Genomic DNA, 20,973 nt, shown 5'->3' with positions numbered 1-20,973 from the left:
GGCCCGATGAACACCCGGCCGCCGGTCCCGGCCTTCAGCACGGCCGGGCTTCCGGAGCCTGAAGACGTCGGAGCCCCGGTCACGACCCTGGGGACTGTGCCGCCTGCTGCATCGTGCGGTTCCTCGGGCCCCTGGTCCTGCTCACCGCGGCCGCCGGCGTCGCCGCCACGACCGGGCTGCTCGTCCTGACCGCGATCCTGTCGGCAGCCGCGGCGGTGCTCTGGCTGGTCTTGAACTGGCGCACCCGGCACGATGCCCCGCACCGCTGCACCGGCCGGGCCTGCTTCTGCGACTGACCGAAGCGGGTTGAGCTAGCCTCGGACCGCGAGTTCGACGAGCGTCGAAGTTCACACGCTGTTCGCTTGGCCACCGATTCGACGCTCGTGAAGATAGACGGGTGTCGAAACCGCTCCCGCTGCTGGTGTCCTCCCCGGCCAGCAACCAGGCACTCAACGCCGAGGAGGCCGTCGAGCTGGCGGCCGCGTTCAAGGCCCTCGGCGACCCGGTCCGGCTGCGCCTGCTCTCGCTGATCGCCGCCCACGAGGGCGGGGAAGCCTGCGTGTGCGACATCAGCGGCGCGTTCGAGCTGACCGGGCCGACGATCAGCCACCACCTCAAGGTGCTGCGCACCGCCGGCCTGGTGACCAGTGAACGCCGCGGTACCTGGGTCTACTACCGCGCCCGCCCCGAGGTCATCGGCCAACTCGCCGACGTCCTGGTCCCCCTCGGCACGCCCCTGGCCAGCACCTGCGCCCCCGACGAAAGTGAACTCCCCGCATGAGCGCCACCCCCGACACCGAGACCGGGCAGCCCGGTCCGGCCGACCAGCCGGTCGTCAAGAAGCTCTCCACCCTCGACCGGTTCCTGGCCGTCTGGATCCTCGCCGCGATGGCCGTCGGCCTGCTCGCCGGCCGGCTCATTCCCGGACTCGGCGAGGCACTGAACGCCATCGCCGTCGACGGGATCTCCCTGCCGATCGCCCTCGGCCTGCTGATCATGATGTACCCGGTGCTGGCGAAGGTCCGCTACGACCGCCTCGACACCGTCACCGGCGACCGCCGCCTGCTGACCACCTCGCTGATCCTGAACTGGGTCCTCGGGCCCGCGCTGATGTTCGCCCTGGCCTGGCTGCTGCTGCCGGACCTGCCCGAGTACCGCACCGGACTGATCATCGTCGGGCTCGCCCGCTGCATCGCCATGGTCATCATCTGGAACGACCTGGCCTGCGGCGACCGCGAAGCCGGCGCCGTCCTGGTCGCGATCAACTCGATCTTCCAGGTCGTCGCCTTCGCCGGGCTCGGCTGGTTCTACCTGTCCGTGCTGCCCGGCTGGCTCGGCCTGCCGCAGGCCGACCTGAACATCTCCGCCTGGCAGATCGCCAAGTCCGTGCTGATCTTCCTCGGGATCCCGCTGGTCGCCGGCTACCTCACCCGTCGCTTCGGGGAGAAGGCCAAGGGCCGCGCCTGGTACGAGGAGAAGCTCATCCCGCGGATCGGGCCGTTCGCGCTCTACGGGCTGCTGTTCACCATCGTCGTCCTGTTCGCGCTGCAGGGCGACGCAATCACCTCGCAGCCGCTGGACGTCGCCCGGATCGCGCTGCCGCTGCTGGCCTACTTCGCGATCATGTGGCTGGGTTCCCTGGCCCTGGGCAGGGCCGTCGGGCTGGGCTACGAGCGCTCGGCGACCCTGGCGTTCACCGCGGCCGGCAACAACTTCGAGCTCGCCATCGCCGTGGCCATCGCGACGTTCGGGGTCACCTCCGGGCAGGCCCTCGCCGGCGTGGTCGGCCCGCTGATCGAGGTCCCCGTGCTCGTGGCGCTGGTCTACGTCTCCCTCGCCCTGCGCAAGCGCTGGTGGGGCGCCCGCGCGGCCGCAGACCACTGACCGCCCTGGTGCTACGGACACCGTCCTGATCAGAGCCTGCCGATGACGCCACTCGAGGTCCGTCGCCACGACCGTCGGCCACCCCTGCTGTCCGACGTCGCCGTCTTGGAACGGATGGCGACGGACCTCGCCGCAAGGTTCTCCGGCTACTTCTCGGAGCAGACCATCTACCGCTACGTCTTCGAGTCCTACACCGCGTTGCGTCGCACGGCGAAGGTCACCACGCACCTGGTGTCGCTGACCCACCATTTCGCCACCGACCGACTCACCGCGCTCGCCCAGTCCGAAGGAGTCCTCATGTCCGACGTCCCCGAGGTTCTGTTCGTCTGCGTGCACAACGCCGGCCGCTCCCAGATGGCCGCCGCGCTGCTCGACCACCACGCCCAGGGCCGCGTCCACGTCCGCTCCGCCGGGTCGACCCCGGCCGACGAGGTCAACCCCGCCGTCCGCGAGGTCATGGCCGAGATCGGGCTCGACCTGTCCAAGGAGTTCCCCAAGCCGCTGACCGACGACGTGGTGCGTGCCGCCGACGTCGTGATCAGCATGGGCTGCGGCGACGCCTGCCCGGTCTACCCCGGCAAGCGCTACCTCGACTGGGACCTCACCGACCCGGCCGGCAAGAGCCCCGAGGAGATCCGCCCCATCCGCGACGACATCGACAACCGGGTCCGCGCGCTGCTCACCGAGCTGACCGCGCCCACAGCAACCCGATGACCAGCCCACGCCCGTCGGTGCTGTTCGTCTGCGTCCGCAACGGCGGCAAGTCCCAGATGGCCGCCGGGCTCATGCGCAAGGCCGCCGGAGACCAGGTCGAGGTCCACTCGGCCGGCACCAACCCCGGCGAGAAGATCAACACCTTGTCCGCCGAGTCGCTCGCCGAGGTCGGGGCGGACATGTCGGGAGAGAACCCCAAGCCCATCGACCCTGACCTGCTCGCCCGCGTCGACCTGGTCGTCACCCTCGGGCGCGAGGCCACCGTCGACGCGCCCGACGGGGTCGAGGTGCGCAACTGGGACACCGACGAGCCCTCCGAACGCGGTATCGACGGCCCCGAGCGCATGCGGCTGATCCGCGACGACATCGACCGCCGCGTCCGCGGCCTGCTCGACGAGCTCCTTCCGGTCGACGCGGAAGTCTGAGAAGCTGCGTCCTCGCCGCGCTGTCGTCGTCGGTTCCGGCAGGGGGCGCGGTACAGGCGCCAGGAGCGGCGGAGACATGACCACGACCAGCGGTGCGCGGAGGGCCGAACCCGTCACCGAGCAGCAGTGGCGCGAGGTCATCGCGCAACTGCGTGCGTTCGTCGGGCGGCGGATCGCGAACCCGGACCGGGCCGAGGACCTCGTCGGCGAGATCCTGCTGCGGATCCATCAGAACCTGGGGTCGGTCGACGACCGGGAGCGGCTGGCGCACTGGGTGTCGGGAGTCGCGCGCAACGCGGTCATCGACGAGTACCGGCGCGCCGGTCGGGCCCGTGAGCAGCTCGTGGCGGCGGCCGAGGACGGCGTCGTCGAGGAGCCCGACGACCCCGCGGGCGTGCTCGATGAGCTCGCCCCCTGCCTGCGGCCGCTGCTCGACGGGCTCCCGGGCGAGCAGCGCCGAGCCGTGATGATGATCGACCTCGACGGTGTGGGACAGGCCGAGGCCGCCCGCCGCGAGGGGGTGTCGCTGTCGGGGATGAAGTCGCGCGTGCAGCGCGGCCGGCGCCGGCTCGCCGAGCTGCTCGGGCAGTGCTGCACGCTGACGCTCGACGCCCGGGGCGTCCCGATGGACTACGAGCCTGCGCCGGGCCCGGATCGCGGCTGCGGCTGCGGTTGCCGCTGAGCGTGCCGCGGGGCCGGCGCCGGCTCGTGCCCACCGGCCTCACGCCTGGGGTCAGCCGCAGCAGCTGGCCTGCTCGTCGGCGTTCCCCGTGCAGCTCAGCTCGCAGACCGAGGTGGACGCACCGTCGGGGTTGACCGGGTTGTCGTCGGTGACGGCGTAGAACTCCCAGAAGCCCAGCGGCACGTCCGGCGCAGTGACGAACACCTTGTGCTGCTCGGCGTGGCAGCACACATCCTGCTCGGCGACCCGCGTCTGCAGCCCGGCCTCGACGAACCGCGCCAGCGCCGCGTCGACCTGCGCGGAGGTCTGCGCCTCGACGCCGAGGTGGTTGAGCCCGCCGCCGGCGCCGGGCTTCTCGATCAGCACCAGCTTGAGCGGCGGCTCGGCGATCACGAAGTTGGTGTAACCGTCGCGCCGCTTGTGCGGGTCGACCCCGAACAGCTGGGTGTAGAACGCCGTCGCCTCGTCGATGTCGTCGACGTTGAGGGCGAGTTGGAGCCGCGTGCTGGCCATCGTGACTTCCTCCCGTGAAGGGCCTGGTGTGTCGCCCTCTCTGACGTCGGCCCTGACGAACGGACGCAGCACGGTGCATCCGAGCCCACTGCGTCCGGTCACGTGGACCCGCCGCGATGCCGGTGAGGCCGCGCGTTTCGGGCGACGGCCACGACGAGGACGAGCACCGGCAGCGTCAGGACCGCCACGGTGCCGCCGAGCGCGGCGTAGGAGGTCACGGTGAGGATCAGCCCGGCGGCGACGCCTCCCGCAGCGCCGCTGAGGCTCATGATCGCGTCGACGACGCCCTGCACGGCCGGCCGCTGCTCCGGCGGGGCCGCCTCGGTGACCAACGACGAGCCGGCCACCAGCGCGGCCGACCAGCCCAGGCCGAGCAGTGCCAGAGCCCCTGCCAGCGGGACACTCGTACCGTGAGCTGCAGCGGTCGCCGTGCCGCCGGCGACGGCGATCAGCAACAGCCCGGCCGCGAGAACCAGTAGCGGGCCGGTCCGGTCGGCGAGCCAGCCGAAGGCGGGGGCCATCGCGAACATCCCCGCCATGTGCACGCTGACGACCAGGCCGATCAGCGTGAACGACGCCCCGTCGTGGTGCAGATGGACCGGCGTCATCGACATCAACCCGACCATCAGCAGCTGGGCAAGCGCGAGTCCGATCATGCCGACGCGAGCGCGCGGCGTGGTCCACAGCATCCGCCAGGACGGCGACCGTCGGACGGCCGCGACGACGCCTGCCCCGGGAAGCTGCTTGCGGGCGAGCAGCAGGGGGTCGGGCCGAAGGCCCGCGCCGACGACCAGCGCGGCGAGCCCGAACGTGACCGCGCCGAGCAGGAGCACGCCGGCCGCCGGCGCCCACGGCGATCCGTGTGCGGCCGGAACGGCAAGGGCCGGTCCGGCTACCGCTCCCAAGGTCGTCGCCCACATGACGACGCCGACCGCGTGGGCCCTCCGGTGAGGCGCGGCGAGGTCGGTCGCGGCGAACCGTGCTGCGAGGCCGGCGGCGTTGCCGGCGCCGAAGGCGAGGAAAGCGAACAGCATCAGGGGCCAGCTCCCCGTCGCGTTGCCGATCGCCGCGAGGCCGGCTCCGGCCGCCCCCGTGAGATAGCCCAGCATCAGGGCCGGGCGCCGGCCCGCCCGGTCCGCGATCCGGGCGATCACGAGCGCGGACGCGGCGGTGCCGAGTACCAGCGATGTGGTCGAGGCACCGCCGAGCGCGGCGGACCCGGACACGGCCGCCACCGCCACGGGCCCGACCGCGGCGGCAGTCGCGACAGCGATGCCCGCGACCCCCTGCGCGATGGTCAAGACCAGCAGCACACGCCGTTGGACATTCGGTGCGGTGTCGAGCCACGTGCTGCCCGCCGACCCGGCCGCATCCGGATGCGGGCCGCTGGCTCGGGGCGGAGGAGTCGTCCTCATCTCAGAGTGCTCCCTCTCAACGTCAGGACAGGGCGGACGCAGATGCAGACGCGAGCGGGAAGGCCTGGACGCACCGCACTGAGGCGGCGAGGTCGGCCAAGGCGCCTGTATGGTGATCACCCCTCGCCTCACGGGCTGGGCAGGGGGCCTCGCATGGCAGCGCTGGGTGCGGGAACCGGCGCACGCGAGCGCGGGTAGCAGCCTCGACGCCCCTTGCGCGCAGACACGGCGCGGCGGCCCCTTTCCCGCACCGACGCGTCCGGCTGCGTCCTTCGCCGTGGATCGCCGTACGTACGGGCATGACACGACAGTTGGAGATCCTGCCCGAGGACTTCGGCCGCGCACTGGCCGTCGTCGCCCACCCCGACGACCTGGAGTACGGCGCGGCGAGCGCGATCGCCCGCTGGACCCGCAACGGCACCTCCGTCGGCTACACCATGGTCACGGACGGCGAGGCCGGCATCGACGGTCTCGACCCTGCCGAGGCGGGGCCGCTGCGGCAGAAGGAACAGATCGCGAGCGCGGCGATCGTCGGGGTGGACGACGTGACCTTCCTCGGCCACCGCGACGGCGTCGTCGAGACCGGGCTGGACCTGCGCCGCGACATCGCCCGCCAGATCCGCCGCTACCGGCCCGAGGTGCTGGTGACGGCAACCTACGAGCCGACCTACGACATGGCCGGGAAGCGGATCATCAACCAGGCCGACCACCGCGCGGTCGGCGTCGCCGTGCTCGACGCCGCCCGCGACGCCGGCAACCGGTGGATCTTCCCCGAGCTCCTCGACGAGGGCCACGAGCCGTGGGCCGGCGTGCGTCACGTCTACGTCATGGGCGCCAACCCGCCCACACATGCCGTCGACGTGATCGATCACCTCGACGCCGGGGTCGCCTCGCTGCGAGCGCACGAGGCCTACCTGCGCGGGCTCGGCCGGGACTTCGACCCGGAGACCTTCGTCCACGCCGTGACCGCCATGGCCGGCCCGACCATCGGCGTGCGCCACGCCGTCGCCTTCGGGCAGATCCACCTGCAGGGCGTGTGAACCGAACCACGCCCGCACCCCGGAACTACAGCGTCCGGCGGAACGGCCCGCGCAGACCCAAGCAACAGAGAACGAGATCGTCCGAGGAGCCTGTCGAAGGAGAGGGACGTCATGACCAGCACGATCGACCAGGCCGCTGACCAGCAGCTCACGGCACGGCATCGTGCCCTGTGGGCCCCCGGCGACCACCCGGCCGTGGCCGCCGAGGAGATCCCGACGCACCGAGCGACACTCGTCGAGGCGGCCGGGGTTCGAGCCGGCCAGCGCGCCCTGGACGTGGACGCCGGGGCCGGCCGCACGGCGATCCCGAGCGACACCGGAGCCGGCACCCTGACCGGATCGGCGCTCAGCGGTCGGGACCGGGCGATCCTGCGAGCCGTCGGGAGCGGGACCGCGGAGGTCGTCGTCGGCGCCGAGCTCGACCTGTACCTCGAAGGACGCTGGTGCGCCGACCAGTTCGCCGCACACCGCCTCGCACACGCGGGGCTGATCGCGCAACAGGCGCCGGGCGCGATCGGCCAGCGCGTCCCCGCTCGTCTCACCGCTGCCGGTCATGCGCGGCTCGCGGCGTGATCGGGAGACAGACCACGAGAAGAGCAGTGGCGAACCCTGGCAGCTACACGCGCGTGGCCGGGCCGCGAACCCGCGTCAGCAGCCGGACGCTGACTCTTCCCAGAAGAACTCGTCTTCCTTGACGGTTCGGCTGCGTCCTTCCGCCGGGTCCGTCGTCAGTCGGAGTAGCCATGCGCCGACCTCCGACCAGGGGACCGAGATGACCGCGACCGCGATCGACACCCGCTCCAGCACCGGCGACGCCACGACCGAGCAGGTCTGGCGGGAGTTCGGCACTACGCTGCAGGCGTTCGTCAGGCGCCGCATCGACGACCCGGATCGCGCGGAGGACGTCCTCGGGGAGATCATGCTGCGGATCCACCGCAACCTCGACCGGGTCGAGGATCGCGAACACCTCACCCGCTGGGTCTACCGGATCACCCGCAACGCCGTCGTCGACGAGTACCGCCGCGCCGAGCGCGACCGTGCGCGCCGGGGCGTCCCGCTCGAGGACGCGCCCGGGGCCGCCGTCAGCATCGAGGACGAGCCACCGTCCGCGCTCGACGAACTGGCTGTCTGTATGCGTCCGCTGCTCGATCGCCTGCCGCCCGAGCAGCGCCGGGCCCTGGAGCTGTCCGATCTCGACGGGCTGACCCAGACCGATGCGGCCCGGCGCGAGGGTGTGTCGGTGTCCGGGATGAAGTCGCGGGTGCAGCGCGGCCGCCGTCGGCTCGCTGAGCTGCTCAACCAGTGCTGCCAGCTCACCCTCGACGCGCGCGGCGTGCCGATGGACTACGACCAGCCGGCGGACTGTCGCTGCGCCTGACGCGAACCGGGAGTCGGGTCACCGCCCACCCGGCGCCCCTATCCGACGTCGAGCCGGCCGCCATACGGCTCTCCACACCTTCCTGCTTCGCCACGCGACCAGACTCTGCTCGATCACGCTCTCGTCGTAGAGCGAGCCCAGCGGGAACCGGTGTTCTTCGGGAGTAGCGGCACCAGCCTGGGTGCAACACGCTTGTCCACTCACTCCGGTCGCGCTGCGTGTCACCCCTGCACGTCGAACATCAGAAGTGCGGCGCGAGCCGGAGGTCTCGCGCCGCACCACCACCGAGGCGGTCAGCTGCAGGCGGACGCGCCCCCACGAGGCAACGCCCGTCCGCCGCTCGTCGTGCTCACTGGCAGCCGCAGCCACCACCAGCGGTGGCCTCACTACCGCAGCAGGCGGACTTCTGACTGCTGTCGCAACAGGTGGTCTGCTTCTGCACGCTGCAACAGCCGACCGCCTCGGTCGCCGAGACTGTGGCACTCGTGCTCTGCGAACCCGCGGAACGGAACTCCTCGTTGGACATCTGAACTCCTTGCTCGGTGACTCGGACACCACCACAGACGCGAAAGGCAGCGAAAGGACGCACTTCGCCGCGCGGCTCGACGGGCAGTCCGAAACCGCGATCGCTGAGCCGCAGACCGCCCCGGGGCGTCGTGCTCCCGACGCTGTGAAGTTCGGTGTGCCATCCAACGCCAGCGAACTCGGCCCTCGACTTCGTCCCGCTCACCTGGGAGCACTCGGACGTAGCCCCGCGTCCGCCCTCGGCTCCAGCTCAGCCGTTGATCCTGGTCCTCCGCGACGCCGAGGTCGCCAGGCCGTCACCGCACTCGGCGGCGACGACCTCACCGACACCGGCCAGGTCATCGACGCCGACCATCTTCGGGACCGGCCTAGCGAACCAATGAGATGTTCGGGTCACAACAGGCCAAACACGGCCTGCATGCCGAGCCCTGTGGCGGCCACTGCGACCCAAAGCAGCCCTCCGAATAGCAGCGGGCGGACTCCTGCGGCGCGCATCTCAGAGAATCGTAGATTGAGTCCGATTCCGGCTAGGGCGGTGGTGAGGAGGAAGGTGCCGATCAGGGACAGGGGTTCATGCCAGCCCGAAGGGATCAGACCGAGGCTCTGCATCGCGGCGGCGGCGAGGAATCCCAGCAGGAACAGAGGAACCACCTTCCTCCAGGGGATACTGCGCAGTCCTTGTCCTTCGATCCGTCGCCGGGCCTTCAGGGCACCGAGCGCTATCACGATTGGAATCAGTGTAAGCGTGCGGGTGAGCTTCACTACGATGCCGTGTTGTCCTGCCTCGTTGCCGTAGGCGACCGACGCAGCGACTACGGACGAGGTGTCGTTGATAGCCGTTCCGGCCCAGAGCCCGAAAGCCTGCTGGTCCAGACCGAGCAGGTGGCCGAGAGGAGGGAAGAGCAGAACGGCGACGATATTGAATGTGAAGATGACACCGACGGAGTAGGCGATGTCTGCGCGCTTCGGTTGGATGACTGCCGAGGTAGCGGCGATTGCCGAGGCCCCGCATATCCCAGTGCCGACGGCGATGAGGGTCTGGCCGTCGCCGCGCACACCAAGGAGCCGCCCGATCAACCAGCCACCGCCCAGGGCCACGGCCAGCGTGCTGAGCATGACCGGTAGCGAGCCCAGTCCGACGTCGGCGACTTGGGCCAACGAGAGCCCGGTGCCATAGACGACGATCGACAGCTGGAGGACGGGGCGGGAGGCGACGGCCAGGCCCGGGTCGAGCCGGGCGCCGGGTTTCACGAGCGCGCCCACAGCGGCACCGAGGACGATCGCGACGACTGGTCCTCCGACAAGGGGAACCGCGCGGCCGACGAGCGTAGCCACGCCGGCCACGGCCATGGCCAGGAGCAGCCCGGGGCCGAGACGGCGCAGGATCGAACCGGCCCGTCTCGCAAGGACGGCGGAAACCGCGTGCTGTCTGGGACCGAGCTCGGGTCGCGTGTAGCGGATGCCGCCTGCTGACTCAGCGGGCACGATCATCGGGGCTCCACAAGGCAACGAGGGTGGCGAGGCGAGCGGTAACGGTGGGCGGCAGCGCACACCGCCCCCAGGACCGCTCACGCGGCAACTGCTTGGCCACATGCACGTCCAGGGGGCAGCAGGCATCGGTAGCGCTGGTCGTTGGGACGGTCAGGCCGACAGCAACCCGGAGTGGGTGCCAAAAGTCCGCCGGCTGTACACCAGCGGCCTCCGCCCGGCCGTGTCGACGGCGGTGACGAGGCAGAACAAGACCACGTGATCTCCGCCGTCGACGAAGTCCACCACCTCGCCGGCGATCCAGCCGGCGTTCCCGTCAAGCCGTGGCAGGCCGGCATCGAGGGCCCACGCCGTTCCGGCGAACTTGTCATCGCCCTTGCTGGCGAATCGCATCGCCAGGGCGTCATGGCCCTCGGCGAGCAGATTGATCCCGACGCGGCGGGTGTCGTGCACCGCCGCCAGCAGTCGGGATCCGCGGTCGAGGGCCACGCAGACCATCGGCGGGTCCAAGGACAGTGAGCAGAACGCGGTCACTGTTGTTCCGTGCGGACCGGCCTCGGTCGTGGTGGTCACCACGGCGACCTGTGCGCACACCTCGCCCATGATCGACCTGAACCGTTCCCCGGACACGGGAACAGCGGCTTCGTTGGTGGTGATGGTCATCGGGCCTCCTCTGCGGTGGTAGTGGTGGGAAGAGACGGGGGCGGTCGCGCAGACAGCACGCCTGCTGCTGCGGTCAGTCCCGAGGTCCAGCGGCCGGGGACCGGCACCGGTCAGCCTGCGCTCTCCTCGAGTGGCAGCGCGTGCCCCATTCGCTCTCGCTTGGTGCGGAGGTAGCGGAGATTGTGCGTGGTGGGCGCGGTCGGCAGGGCGACGCGCGCGACGATCTCGATATCGTGGCCACCGAGCCCGGCGTACTTGGCGGGGTTTCCGGTGATCAGCCGGACGCGCGGCACGCCGAGATCACCGAGGATCTGGGCTCCGGCGTCGTAGGAGCGGGAGTCGACGGGTAGGCCTTGCGCGATGTTGGCGTCGACGGTGTCGAGGCCGCGCTCCTGCAGCGCGTAAGCGCGGATCTTGTGCGCGAGACCGATCCCGCGGCCCTCCTGCCCGCGCAGGTACACGACTACGCCGGCGCCCTCGGCCACGATCGCCTCCAGTGAGCGCTCCAGCTGGGCACCGCAGTCGCAGCGCAAGGAGCCGACGATGTCGCCGGTGAGGCACTCGCTGTGTACCCGGACGAGGGCGCCTCGGGCGCTGCGGCCTGCTGCGGCCGCATCCCCATACACGAGAGCGAGGTGCTCGGTGCCGTCCACGCAGGAGCGGTAGGCCTCAGCTCGGAACTCGCCGAACACCGTCGGCATGGCCGCGCTCGCGACGTGCTCGACAAGACGCTCGGTTCCGCGTCGGTGACGGACCAGATCGGCGATGGCAAGCATCGGGATGCCATGCTCGGTGGCCAGAGCGCGCAGGTCCGCGCCGCGGGCCATCGACCCGTCGGGGGCGACGATCTCGCCGATCACACCGACGGGTTCACGGCCGGCCAGCCGTAGCAGGTCCACCGCAGCCTCGGTGTGCCCGGCCCGGGCCAGCACGCCGCCCTCACGGGCACGCAGGGGGAAGACGTGACCGGGCCGGCGCAGCTCGGCGGGGGTCGTCGCCGGATGGGCCAGAGCTCGTAGCGTCGTGGCGCGATCGGCAGCGGACACCCCGGTTCCGGCACTGACGTGGTCCACGGTCACGGTGAAGGCTGTCCCGTGGGTGTCCTCGTTGTTCAGGACCATCGGAGGTAGCCGCAGCGCGTCGGCTCGGACGCCGGGCATGGGGGCGCACAGAATTCCGGTGGTGTGCCGAACCAGGAACGCGACCTGCTCAGGTGTGGCGGTGGCGGCGGGCAGGACGAGGTCGCCCTCGTCCTCCCGGTCGGGATCGTCGGTGACGATCACCATGCCGCCCGCGGCCAGCGTCGAGACCGCGCGCTGCACGGCTCCGGTGGCCGGCAGCGCGGCCACCGGTCGCGGGTTGGTGCTGATGTGCCTCATCGCGGTCGCTCCTGGGTCTAGACGTACTCGAGCTCACGCTGCCCGGGGAGGCGCTCCTCCGCGAACAGGGGCATGACGAGCTGCCCGAACCGCTCCGCCTCGCGGGCGTGCGGGTAGCCGCTCAGGCAGAAGCTGGTGCAGCCGGCGTCGATGAACCGGCGCAGGGTCGCTGCGACCTGCTGCGGGTCACCGACCACCGCGACGCCCGCGCCCTCGCGGACGGTGGCGATCCCGCTCCACAGGTGATCGTCGATCATGTGGTTCTCTGCGCGGGCCAGTTCTTTCATCCGGTCGTTGGCCCGGGACTGGTCCCCGGAGGCCTGGCGCGCCGCGCGCAGCTCGGGCGTGGCGTCGGCAATGAGTTCGTGCGCCGCCGCCCACGCCTCCTCCTCCGTCTCGCGGACGATCACTTGCAGGCGCATGCCGTAACGAAGGGTCCGGCCCTGCGCGGCTGCACGGCTGTCCATCTCCTGCACCCGCTCGGCGATCGCATCCGGGGTGTCGCCCCAGAACAGCTGCACGTCGGCGTGCGCGGCGCAGAGCTGCTTCGCCGCTTCCGACAGGCCGCCCAGGTAGAGGGGCGGGTAGGGCTTCTGCAGCGGCTTGGGCTTGACGAGGATCCCGTTGGCGCGGAAGAACTTCCCCGCGAAGTCGAAGGGCTCGTCCTCGGTCCAGGCGCGCTTCATGACGTCCAGGGCCTCGCCGAACAACTCGTAGCGCTCGTCATGGCCATAGAAGGAGCCGTCGGCCTCCAGCTCGGAGGAGGTGCCGCCGGCGATCAGATTGACCCGGACGCGGCCCCCGGAGAGCTGGTCGAAGGTCGACAACATCTTCGCCATCACCGTCGGGGCGATGAACCCGGGGCGGGCGGCGACGAGCGGCGCGATCCGCGTGGTCCGAGCGGCGATCATCGCGCAGGTGATGTAGGCGTCCCAGCAGTTGGTCTGCACGGGTACGAGGAGGTACTCGAACCCGGCGTCCTCAGCCTTCTGCGCGACGTCGGCGAACAGCTCCATGCCGGGCTCGATCTCGGCGCCGGGGCGCCCGAACGCCGTCGTGTCGCCCCAAGTCGGAATGAACCAGCCGAATTCGATGGTCACGTCCACCCTCCGCGGTGTGCACCGGTGCTCACGTCGCCGACGACGACGGATCGGACTGGCAGCGCCGCACCCCGGGTCCGGGGCCGCTCCGCCCTCGGGATCGACGCTAACTACGGGTCGGCAGACGGGTCCAAGCCGAGCTACTTGTGCGGGGCATACGGACGGCTTATCGTCACGAACGCGGACGTCGGAACGGGGGCGGACGTGGAGGTCCGGCAGGCGCGGCACTTCCTGGCCGTCGTCGACCATGGGACGACCGGGCGGGCGGCGGCGGAGCTGCACATGACGCAGCCCGCCCTGTCGCAGTCGATCGTGGCGCTGGAGCGCGAACTGCGGGTACGGCTGTTCCTGCGCTCGACCCGGGGGATGGCGCTCACGCCAGCGGGGGAGGCGCTCATCGGGCCGGCGCGTCGGCTCGTCGAGTCGTCCGTGCGGGCTGTCGCGGCGGTCGAGCAGAGCATTGACGTCCCGCACGGGACGCTCAACGTGTCGGTCATGCCGGCGCTCGCGGCGACTCCCGTGTCGACCTGGATCGCGTGGTTCCGCGACGCCTACCCGCAGGTCTCCGTCCGCCTCTCGCCCTACTTCGGTGACGAGACCGTGACCAGGGTCTTCGACCGCGACCATGCTGAGGTCCTGGTGTCGTTCGTCGGCGAACCCGGACCCGGCCGGGTCCAGCGAGTGGAGGTCGGCTCCCAGGAGATGGTCGTCGCCCTGCCGCCCGGGACCCCGGTGCCCGACGGGCCGACGGTGCAGCTGGAGGACATCGCACACCTGCCGTTCGTCGTCGCGCCACCCCACACTTCGATGCAGCGGATCTTGCAGGATGCCTTCGACAAGATCGGCTCCACGCTGTCGGTGGCCGTCGAAACGCCCTTCATGGACACCATGCCGGCGCTGGTCGCCGCCGGGGCGGGATGCGCCATCTTCCCGGCACGCGGAGCGGAGACGCTGCGCGCGCTCGGGGCGGTCGTCAAGCACCCCGAGCCCCCGATCGACCGGCCCTACTACCTGTTCTACGCGGCCCACCGGCTGTCCTACGCCGCCCAGGCCTTCATCCGGACGGCGACGTCCGAAGGCTGGCCCTGGCGGCCGTCTTCATAAGCGTGGCCTATAGGGGCCGTACGGACGTCGCATTGGAACTACGGCCACGGCGCAACGCAGGATGTACTCGCTTCCGGCCCACCGCTTGGCCGGGGTTCGCTGCGGGCACCCGGCGAGCAACGCCGGACGACGCCGCCGCGACGGGCCGAGTACGTCCGAACCGACAAAGGGAGCGTCAGCGTGGACGCCAACACCGAGCAGGTCCAACCAGAGCAGCGGGACCAGGACCCGGAACAGGCCGCGCCGCCCGGGCGACGGATCCGCAGCGTCGTCGCCGCGAGCACGGTCGGCACGGCGATCGAGTACTACGACTACTTCATCTTCGGGACAGCTGCCGCGACCGTCTTTCCGCCACTGTTCTTTCCCGACTTCAGCCCGGCGGCGGGAACACTCGCCGCGTTCGGCGCCTTCGGAGCCGGGTTCCTCGCGCGGCCGCTCGGCGCCGCGGTCGCCGGGCACTTCGGTGACCGCATCGGCCGAAAGGCGATGCTGGTGGCGACACTGCTGGTCATGGGCGTGTCAACGTTCTGCATCGGCCTGCTCCCGCCGTATGCGACCATCGGGATCTGGGCTCCGATCCTGCTCGTCCTGATGCGGCTGGCGCAGGGCTTCGGGGTTGGTGGCGAACTTCCCGGCGCCCAGCTGATGTGCGTGGAGCATGCGGGCCCGCGGCGTCGCGGTTTCTACGGCAGCTGGCCGCAGAGCGCCTCACCAATCGGCCTCGCGCTGTCGACCGGCGCGTTCGTCGTGATCGGCGGGCTGATCAGCGACGAGCAGTTCGCCCAATGGGGCTGGCGAATCCCCTTCCTGTTCAGCGGTGTCCTCGTGCTGGTCGGGATTTTCGTGCGCCTCAAGACTCACGAGAGCCCGGAGTTCGAGCGAGCTCGCCAGCGCCAGAAGAACGAGGTCGCACCACTACGCGAGTTCGTGAAGCACAACCGACCTGCTGCTCTGCGCGGCATCGGCATGTACCTGGGCGTGACGGTGATCTACTACCTCGTCACGACCTTCATGATCTCCTACGCGACGGGCACCCTCGGCATGCCGCGCTCCACGGTCCTCAACGTCGTGCTCTGCTGCCAGCCGATCTTCTTCGCTCTCTGCCTCACGGGCGGCGCGGTCTCGGACCGCATCGGCCGGCGCGCGGTGTACGTGATCGGCACGCTCGGAGCCGGGGTGGCGGCCTTCCCGGCCTTCGCCCTGATTGACCAGGCCACGACGACGGGCCTGCTGCTGGGCACCCTGCTGCTCGGCGGATTCCTCTTCTTCTACGTCGGCGCCCAAGGCGCCTTCTTCGCCGAGATGTTCGATGTGCGGGTCCGCTACACAGGTACATCCCTCTCGATCGCGCTCGCGACGCTGGCCGGAGGGGCCTTCACCCCGGCCGCCGGCACACTGCTCGTGCAGTGGTTCCACGGAGGCAGCACTGGTGTAGCCCTCTTCGTGATCGCCATCGCGGTCATCGCGGCGGCCTCCGCAGCAGCGGGGCGCGAGACTCTCCCGACCAGGAGGGTGGCGGCCTGAGGGCGGTTGTGGCTGCGTTTCGACAAGAGAAATCGGAACCACAGAACACCCGCTGAGCTCAACACCCACGGCGGCGCTCCACCCGGATCATCCGGTGGACCGCCGCCGTGGTGTTGTCGGCGATTATGCCGGACGTTCGGGAACAAGATCGGCGGCCGCGACGCACGAGGGTGGCTCGTCCGGCCGAGCGCAACTCAAGCCGACGATCGGCAATGGGCACCGCCGATGCGCTCGCGGCCGCACTCCGGGCGTCAGCGCCCCACTCAGCCCGCGAAGGACGAAACCAGAGCAGCAATATGCACCCGGACACACCTAGCCGGCCGAGACACAACATCGGACGAGCTGCGGAGATCTTCAGCGGCCTCTCGAACTCGCAGTAATTACCGGATTGCACCGTGTCGCCGGTTCCACGTAGCCGCAGTCAGGTAGGGTGGCCCCCGGGGATCGAACCCTGAACCCGCGGATTGAAAGAGCGTGGCGTAGCGCCCCTCACCTGGATCCTGCAGGTCAACGCAGCGTCGTGCGGTCGGTGCTGTACTCGTTGGCATGTCTTCGGGAACTTTCGCAGTCATCGCCGCAATCATGCCGATGATCTTCAAGTCCAAACGGGCGATCATGCTGGCACCTCTACCTGTCCCAGGCAGGTGGGCGGCCTCGCCCTCGTGCAACCATTCTCGGCTCGTGTCGAGAGCCAGGATTACCTCGCCGCGGCACCTCCCACTTCGCGTCGGGTAGGTCGGCAAGTAGCTCGCCGAACGCCTTGCGCGCACCGTCCTTACCACGCCGCACGCCATGGGTAGGGATGAAGACCGCGTCGTCGGTGAGATCAGCCACGATCTCGTCGACTGCGTCGACATGAACGACGTGGGCCGACGCAAAGGGGATCCAGGTTCAGGCCTTGGAGCTCAGCAACTCGGTGAGGTTGTCGTCGACCTCCTGCAGGTAGGACTGCTCGAACCCGAAGAGACCGAAGTGGCCGGCGATCGAGTGCAACACCCGGAGTTCGCTGTTCGGCACCAAGGCTTGCTCCGACCTGCAGTCGCGAACCGGGAAGAACATGTCCTCGTCGATCGGCATGACAAACATCTTGGCCGTTATCCGGCCGAGTGCGGCTGCGAGATCCCCATCGGTGTTGCGGGAGACATCGCCGCGCTGCCATTTCCAGCCCTGCACGAGTAGCGAATTGGGGTCCATGGCGGCGAAGACAGCGCGGATGAACCGGTCCTTGAACTCGATGGCGCTGTTCCAGGTAACGTCGGGGAGCTCGATGTTGCGCCAGAACTCGGTCCGCCAGAACTCGGTGGACAGGCCCATGACCGCCCAGATGTCGGCATGCCGAGCCAGGCCACGGCCGACGTCGGTGTTCGACGTGTATTCGCCACCATTCCAGCCCGGGTCGTCGGTGATCGCATCAAGGAGAGTCTGCGTGAACAGGAAGTCGTGCGGGGTGTTCTTCGCGGTGCCGGCGATCGCGGCCGCTCGCAGCACTTTGTCCGGGAAGCGGACGACCCATTCCCAGGTCTGCTGGGCGCCCATCGAGCCGCCGACCACAGCGTGCAGCCGCTCGATCCCGAACCGCTGTCCGAGCAACTGCTCCTGAGCCCGAACATCGTCACCTATGCGCACCTTCGGAAAATTCGACATCGCAATATCACCCTCGGTGTTGTGCGGCGATGTCGAGAGCCCGTTCCCAATCTGGTTGATGACGACGATGAAGTACTTGTCGGGGTCCAGCGCTCGTCCCGGCCCGATGTAGACCTGTTCCCACGTCAGGTGCGTCCCGGAGAACCACGTCGGGATACAGATGGCGTTGCCTTTATCCTCGTCGAGGGCCCCGAACGTGGCGACGGCTAATTGTAGGTCGGGAATGACCCCGCCGTCCTCGAGTTCGAACTCCCCCAGGCTGTACAACTCGTACGGCCCCTGCATCTCAGGGGTGTAGAAGGGGTTCGCCAAAGCCATCGCCGACCTCCCTGTTCGTGCTGTCCGAATTCGTCAGCAGTGCGCCGACCGGCGCTCCGCACTGCCCTCGACGGCCGGCTCGGCGAGCTCGACGTGCGCGTGACCCCCGGAGACCCAGACACGGCGGTGGTGCCGCTCGTCCGCCGGCTCGAACATGCTCCGGGCTGCATCCGCGGCCCGCGCCAACCGCCCGTCGGTGAACGGGTCGGACCCCGTCACCTCGGTGGCGACCCGCCTGACACCGGCTTCTGCGACACTCCGCGCGAGCCCCAACGAGCCGCCGGCAACGGTGGCGGTGGCACCGGCGACCGCGCGGGTGGCCTTGGCCCCCACCGCCGCGGACCCCACGACCAGACCCGCGGTCAACCCGACCCCGGTCGCGGAGGCGGTCAAGGCCGCTCCTGCCGTCACGCGAGCGGCAGCAGCGAGGCGGGACAGCACCACCGGCCCTCCTTACCCGCGACGACGCACACAGGCCGATTACCCGCCCACACGGCCGACACTCTGGTCTCGACCCGACAAAGTCCCCCGGCACCCCCCATAACGCGCCCGATCGTCGACGACCGACCCCGCCACTCCGCCCCGCCGCGCGTCCCCGCGCACGGCTGCTCGGACACCCGCCCGACACCGAGCTCGACGCCAGGGCCGCGGCGGCAATGGCGCTGTCGGCGCTGGTGATCGGCCAGGACGCCGAGCGGCGAGGCCACGGACGGCACCGACGGCGGTGGCGGATCGCGCGACAGCGGCGCCGGGGCCGGGTGCTGCACTGGCGATCCACATCTGGCCTGGAGTCGCCGATGAGCTTTGCTGCTCCTTCGCCTGGCAGGTCCGTCCTGTCTTGCTCGAGTCGGAACGATCTCGTCCGTCCCGACGGCGCGCAGGGCAGGTGGCGCTGCAGCGGCCGGCAGTCCCTACGGGTCCTTGACTACTCGGTAGGGCGGGGCGACTGTTGTGATGTGGGTCACCACATGCGCAGGAGGCAAGGATGCCGCTGGATCCACAGGCTCAGGCGGCGCTCGGGCATAGGCGCGAGGCCGGCAGGTGACCCTTCCAGCACCTGACGGTCCAGGAGGCTCGCCAGACTGCATGGGCGTTCGTCGACCTGCAGGGCTCGCCGGTGTCGGCTGGATCAGGGCAGTCGGCTCGACGAGCCGAGATCGCGACGGAATCCCGTGCGCGACGTCCGTTTCCGGTCAATAAACACCTTGCGTGGTGAAGGAGCAAGACCATGAGCACGACAACTGATGTTGTCGAGGAATTCGACGTTCTCGTGATCGGAGCCGGTTTCGCCGGCATCTACCAACTCGACCGACTGCGCGGCCTTGGTCACTCCGTGAAGATCCTCGAGGCCGGCCCTGAACTCGGCGGGATCTGGTACTGGAACTGCTACCCCGGTGCCCGGGTCGACACCGAGGGCCCGATCTACCAGTTCTCCCGCGACGACCTGTGGAGGGACTGGGAGTTCACGGAGCTCTACCCCGGCTGGAACGAGGTTCGCGACTACTTCGCCTACCTCGACCGCAAGCTCGACATCAGCAAGGACGTCCGGTTCAACACCCGGGTCACGGCGGCGCACTTCCACAGCGGCCACAACCAATGGGTGGTGCGCGCGTCGGACGGCACGACCATGCGCTGCACCTACCTCGTGGCCTGCCTCGGGTTCGCCTCCAAGCCGTACATCCCGCAGATCCCCGGCCTGGCTCAGGACACTTTCGAGGGACGTTGGCATCACACAGCCCTGTGGCCGCAGGAGGGGCTGGACTTCACCGGCAGGCGGGTCGCCGTCATCGGGACAGGGGCGAGCGGCGTCCAGGTCGTCCAGGAGACCGCCGGCGAAGCCGTGCAGCTGACCCTCTTCCAGCGCACGCCGAACCTGGCGCTCCCGATGGGTCAGCGCAAGCTCGGCCCCACCGATCAGGCGGCCATCAAGGCCACGCTCCCCGAGCGGTTCGAGTCTCGCGGTCAGACGTTCGCGGGCTTCGATTTCGACTTCGAGCCCCGGAATGCGGTCGACCTGAGCCAGGAGGAGCGCACCGCGGAGTACGAGCGTCTCTGGCAGGCCGGTGGCTTCCGCTTCTGGCTCGCGACATTCCAGGACACGCTGTTCGACCCGAAGTCCAACGAGTACGCCTACGCATTCTGGCGGGACAAGGTGCGCGCACGGATCAACGACCCAGCGCTGCAGGAGAAGCTCGCGCCGACCACGCCACCGCACCCGTTCGGGGTCAAGCGCCCCTCGCTCGAGCAGCACTACTACGAGGCGTTCAACCAGGACAACGTGGCGCTCGTCGACCTCAACGACACGCCGATCCAGTCGGTCACCGAGCGCGGCATCCTGACCGCGGACGGGGTCGAGCACGAGTTCGACATCATCGTGCTCGCCACCGGGTTCGACGCCGTCAGCGGCGGGCTCACCGCGATCGACATCCGGGGCGCCGACGGGTCGCTGCTGCGCGACAAGTGGGCCTCCGGGGTGCGCACCCACCTCGGCATGGCCACGGCAGGATTCCCGAACCTGCTGTTCGCCTATGGCCCACAGAGCCCCTCGGGCTTCTGCAACGGCCCGACCTGTGCGGAGATCCAAGGCGAGATGATCGTCGAGACCCTCGAGCACTTGCTGAGCAACGGCCACCGGCGCATCGAAGCGACCCCGGCGGCCGAGGAGGAGTGGACCCACCACGTGGCCGAGTTGGTCGCGCCCACGCTCTTCCTCCATGCCAGGTCCTGGTACGTGGGCGCGAACATCCCCGGTAAGCCGGTCCAGATGCTCAACTACCCGGGCGGTCTCCCGCTGTACCGGGCGAAGTACGCAGAGTCGAAGGCGAACGACTACGCCGGATTCCAGGTCTCCTGAGCAGCGGGTGACGGGGCGCGCCCGCGGCGGCCGTCCCCGGACCACCTCTGCGCGCGCCGGGGCGCGCCGAAGACGCGGACGCGCCCCGCACGGGCTTCCAGGACACGCCCTGATCTGGGCTGGAGCCGCGTCGTCGCCGCCGAGGCCCTCACCCACCTCTCGACCCGAGTTCGCTACCGCCGCTCGAGTTGATCATCCCGCGGGTGATGACCACCGCGCCACCCCGTCCCGGCCGCGTCACCGGCGCCGACCGCAACGTCGTCAAGCCCTCTTTGTCCACCTCGAACAGCTAAGCGACCTGGCGACCCGATACGCCGAGCGAA

The 20,973-nt window shown here is 70.0% G+C and carries 20 protein-coding genes and 1 pseudogene; 13 read left to right on the top strand and 8 right to left on the bottom strand.

Annotated elements, in window-relative coordinates; all coding sequences use genetic code 11:
- The first annotated feature begins 113 nt into the window (after positions 1-113).
- From ABD990_RS23525 to ABD990_RS23500, 7 genes and pseudogenes are all read left to right on the top strand, one after another.
- Positions 114-296: a hypothetical protein gene (locus ABD990_RS23525; RefSeq protein WP_345382897.1), complete on the top strand. Its 183-nt coding sequence runs from the start codon at positions 114-116 to the stop codon at positions 294-296.
- Positions 297-397: 101 nt separating this feature from the next.
- Entirely contained in the window at positions 398-781 is a 384-nt protein-coding gene (locus tag ABD990_RS23520; RefSeq protein ID WP_425569646.1) for an ArsR/SmtB family transcription factor, read from the top strand.
- Complete coding sequence (gene arsB, locus ABD990_RS23515; protein WP_345382896.1) at positions 778-1,884, top strand: ACR3 family arsenite efflux transporter; 1,107 nt, start codon at positions 778-780, stop codon at positions 1,882-1,884. Before ABD990_RS23520 ends, arsB begins: the two co-directional genes overlap by 4 nt.
- A gap of 42 nt (positions 1,885-1,926) precedes the next feature.
- Positions 1,927-2,151: pseudogene (locus tag ABD990_RS34520) on the top strand (three-helix bundle dimerization domain-containing protein); the annotation flags it as partial.
- 30 nt (positions 2,152-2,181) lie between these two features.
- A complete protein-coding gene (locus tag ABD990_RS34515; RefSeq protein ID WP_425569649.1) occupies positions 2,182-2,598 on the top strand; it encodes an arsenate reductase ArsC in 417 nt (138 codons plus the stop codon).
- Entirely contained in the window at positions 2,595-3,023 is a 429-nt protein-coding gene (locus tag ABD990_RS23505) for an arsenate-mycothiol transferase ArsC (protein WP_345382894.1), read from the top strand. The genes ABD990_RS34515 and ABD990_RS23505 overlap by 4 nt, the downstream gene beginning before the upstream one ends.
- A 76-nt stretch (positions 3,024-3,099) precedes the next feature.
- Positions 3,100-3,705 (top strand): sigma-70 family RNA polymerase sigma factor, encoded by a 606-nt coding sequence (locus tag ABD990_RS23500; protein ID WP_345382893.1) that lies wholly within the window; start codon positions 3,100-3,102, stop codon positions 3,703-3,705.
- Between the two features lie 51 nt (positions 3,706-3,756).
- Here ABD990_RS23500 and ABD990_RS23495 read toward each other — a convergent pair whose 3' ends face one another.
- Both ABD990_RS23495 and ABD990_RS23490 read right to left on the bottom strand, forming a co-directional pair.
- On the bottom strand, positions 3,757-4,218 hold the full coding sequence (locus ABD990_RS23495) for an ArsI/CadI family heavy metal resistance metalloenzyme (RefSeq protein WP_345382892.1): 462 nt from the start codon (positions 4,216-4,218) through the stop codon (positions 3,757-3,759).
- A gap of 98 nt (positions 4,219-4,316) precedes the next feature.
- Positions 4,317-5,519, bottom strand: coding sequence for an MFS transporter (locus ABD990_RS23490; protein ID WP_345382891.1), 1,203 nt, complete (start codon positions 5,517-5,519; stop codon positions 4,317-4,319).
- Between the two features lie 413 nt (positions 5,520-5,932).
- Here ABD990_RS23490 and ABD990_RS23485 point away from each other — a divergent pair, with 413 nt between their 5' ends.
- The 3 genes from ABD990_RS23485 to ABD990_RS23475 all read left to right on the top strand — a co-directional run bounded on the left by ABD990_RS23485 (position 5,933) and on the right by ABD990_RS23475 (position 8,051).
- On the top strand, positions 5,933-6,673 hold the full coding sequence (locus ABD990_RS23485) for a PIG-L deacetylase family protein (protein WP_345382890.1): 741 nt from the start codon (positions 5,933-5,935) through the stop codon (positions 6,671-6,673).
- 111 nt (positions 6,674-6,784) lie between these two features.
- A complete protein-coding gene (locus ABD990_RS23480) occupies positions 6,785-7,246 on the top strand; it encodes a hypothetical protein (protein WP_345382889.1) in 462 nt (153 codons plus the stop codon).
- 199 nt (positions 7,247-7,445) lie between these two features.
- Complete coding sequence (locus ABD990_RS23475) at positions 7,446-8,051, top strand: sigma-70 family RNA polymerase sigma factor (protein WP_345382888.1); 606 nt, start codon at positions 7,446-7,448, stop codon at positions 8,049-8,051.
- A gap of 918 nt (positions 8,052-8,969) precedes the next feature.
- Here ABD990_RS23475 and ABD990_RS23470 read toward each other — a convergent pair.
- From ABD990_RS23470 to ABD990_RS23455, 4 genes are all read right to left on the bottom strand, one after another.
- Positions 8,970-10,067: a YeiH family protein gene (locus tag ABD990_RS23470; protein ID WP_345382887.1), complete on the bottom strand. Its 1,098-nt coding sequence runs from the start codon at positions 10,065-10,067 to the stop codon at positions 8,970-8,972.
- A gap of 150 nt (positions 10,068-10,217) precedes the next feature.
- Positions 10,218-10,727, bottom strand: a complete 510-nt coding sequence (locus ABD990_RS23465; RefSeq protein WP_345382886.1) for a flavin reductase family protein — start codon at positions 10,725-10,727, stop codon at positions 10,218-10,220.
- A gap of 110 nt (positions 10,728-10,837) precedes the next feature.
- Entirely contained in the window at positions 10,838-12,076 is a 1,239-nt protein-coding gene (locus tag ABD990_RS23460) for a bifunctional 3,4-dihydroxy-2-butanone-4-phosphate synthase/GTP cyclohydrolase II (RefSeq protein WP_345382885.1), read from the bottom strand.
- Between the two features lie 47 nt (positions 12,077-12,123).
- The gene (locus ABD990_RS23455; protein ID WP_345382884.1) at positions 12,124-13,206 is read right to left on the bottom strand and encodes an LLM class flavin-dependent oxidoreductase; all 1,083 of its coding nucleotides are present in this window, start codon (positions 13,204-13,206) and stop codon (positions 12,124-12,126) included.
- Positions 13,207-13,410: 204 nt separating this feature from the next.
- On the opposite strand from ABD990_RS23455, the gene ABD990_RS23450 reads away from it, so the two are divergent.
- Positions 13,411-14,310, top strand: a complete 900-nt coding sequence (locus tag ABD990_RS23450; protein ID WP_345382883.1) for a LysR family transcriptional regulator — start codon at positions 13,411-13,413, stop codon at positions 14,308-14,310.
- A 180-nt stretch (positions 14,311-14,490) separates the two neighbouring features.
- Positions 14,491-15,834, top strand: a complete 1,344-nt coding sequence (locus ABD990_RS23445; protein ID WP_345382882.1) for an MFS transporter — start codon at positions 14,491-14,493, stop codon at positions 15,832-15,834.
- Positions 15,835-16,725: 891 nt separating this feature from the next.
- Here ABD990_RS23445 and ABD990_RS23440 read toward each other — a convergent pair.
- A complete protein-coding gene (locus ABD990_RS23440; RefSeq protein ID WP_345382881.1) occupies positions 16,726-17,796 on the bottom strand; it encodes an alpha/beta fold hydrolase in 1,071 nt (356 codons plus the stop codon).
- 33 nt (positions 17,797-17,829) lie between these two features.
- Positions 17,830-18,189, bottom strand: a complete 360-nt coding sequence (locus tag ABD990_RS23435) for a hypothetical protein (protein ID WP_345382880.1) — start codon at positions 18,187-18,189, stop codon at positions 17,830-17,832.
- 835 nt (positions 18,190-19,024) lie between these two features.
- Here ABD990_RS23435 and ABD990_RS23430 point away from each other — a divergent pair.
- Positions 19,025-20,650: a flavin-containing monooxygenase gene (locus tag ABD990_RS23430; RefSeq protein ID WP_345382879.1), complete on the top strand. Its 1,626-nt coding sequence runs from the start codon at positions 19,025-19,027 to the stop codon at positions 20,648-20,650.
- Positions 20,651-20,973 lie beyond the last annotated feature (323 nt).

The sequence above is a fragment of the Pseudonocardia yuanmonensis genome (assembly GCF_039542425.1).
In the GTDB taxonomy this organism is placed as follows: domain Bacteria; phylum Actinomycetota; class Actinomycetes; order Mycobacteriales; family Pseudonocardiaceae; genus Pseudonocardia; species Pseudonocardia yuanmonensis.
This window is presented reverse-complemented; position numbering and strand designations above follow the sequence as displayed.

Bases quoted from the DNA above. Each gene is read 5' to 3' on its own strand.
- arsB (WP_345382896.1), top strand. From the start codon at position 778: ATGAGCGCCACCCCCGACACCGAGACCGGGCAGCCCGGTCCGGCCGAC.
- ABD990_RS34515 (WP_425569649.1), top strand. From the start codon at position 2,182: ATGTCCGACGTCCCCGAGGTTCTGTTCGTCTGCGTGCACAACGCCGGC.
- ABD990_RS23505 (WP_345382894.1), top strand. From the start codon at position 2,595: ATGACCAGCCCACGCCCGTCGGTGCTGTTCGTCTGCGTCCGCAACGGC.
- ABD990_RS23500 (WP_345382893.1), top strand. From the start codon at position 3,100: ATGACCACGACCAGCGGTGCGCGGAGGGCCGAACCCGTCACCGAGCAG.
- ABD990_RS23495 (WP_345382892.1), bottom strand. From the start codon at position 4,218: ATGGCCAGCACGCGGCTCCAACTCGCCCTCAACGTCGACGACATCGAC.
- ABD990_RS23485 (WP_345382890.1), top strand. From the start codon at position 5,933: ATGACACGACAGTTGGAGATCCTGCCCGAGGACTTCGGCCGCGCACTG.
- ABD990_RS23480 (WP_345382889.1), top strand. From the start codon at position 6,785: ATGACCAGCACGATCGACCAGGCCGCTGACCAGCAGCTCACGGCACGG.
- ABD990_RS23475 (WP_345382888.1), top strand. From the start codon at position 7,446: ATGACCGCGACCGCGATCGACACCCGCTCCAGCACCGGCGACGCCACG.
- ABD990_RS23470 (WP_345382887.1), bottom strand. From the start codon at position 10,067: ATGATCGTGCCCGCTGAGTCAGCAGGCGGCATCCGCTACACGCGACCC.
- ABD990_RS23465 (WP_345382886.1), bottom strand. From the start codon at position 10,727: ATGACCATCACCACCAACGAAGCCGCTGTTCCCGTGTCCGGGGAACGG.
- ABD990_RS23440 (WP_345382881.1), bottom strand. From the start codon at position 17,796: ATGGCTTTGGCGAACCCCTTCTACACCCCTGAGATGCAGGGGCCGTAC.
- ABD990_RS23430 (WP_345382879.1), top strand. From the start codon at position 19,025: ATGAGCACGACAACTGATGTTGTCGAGGAATTCGACGTTCTCGTGATC.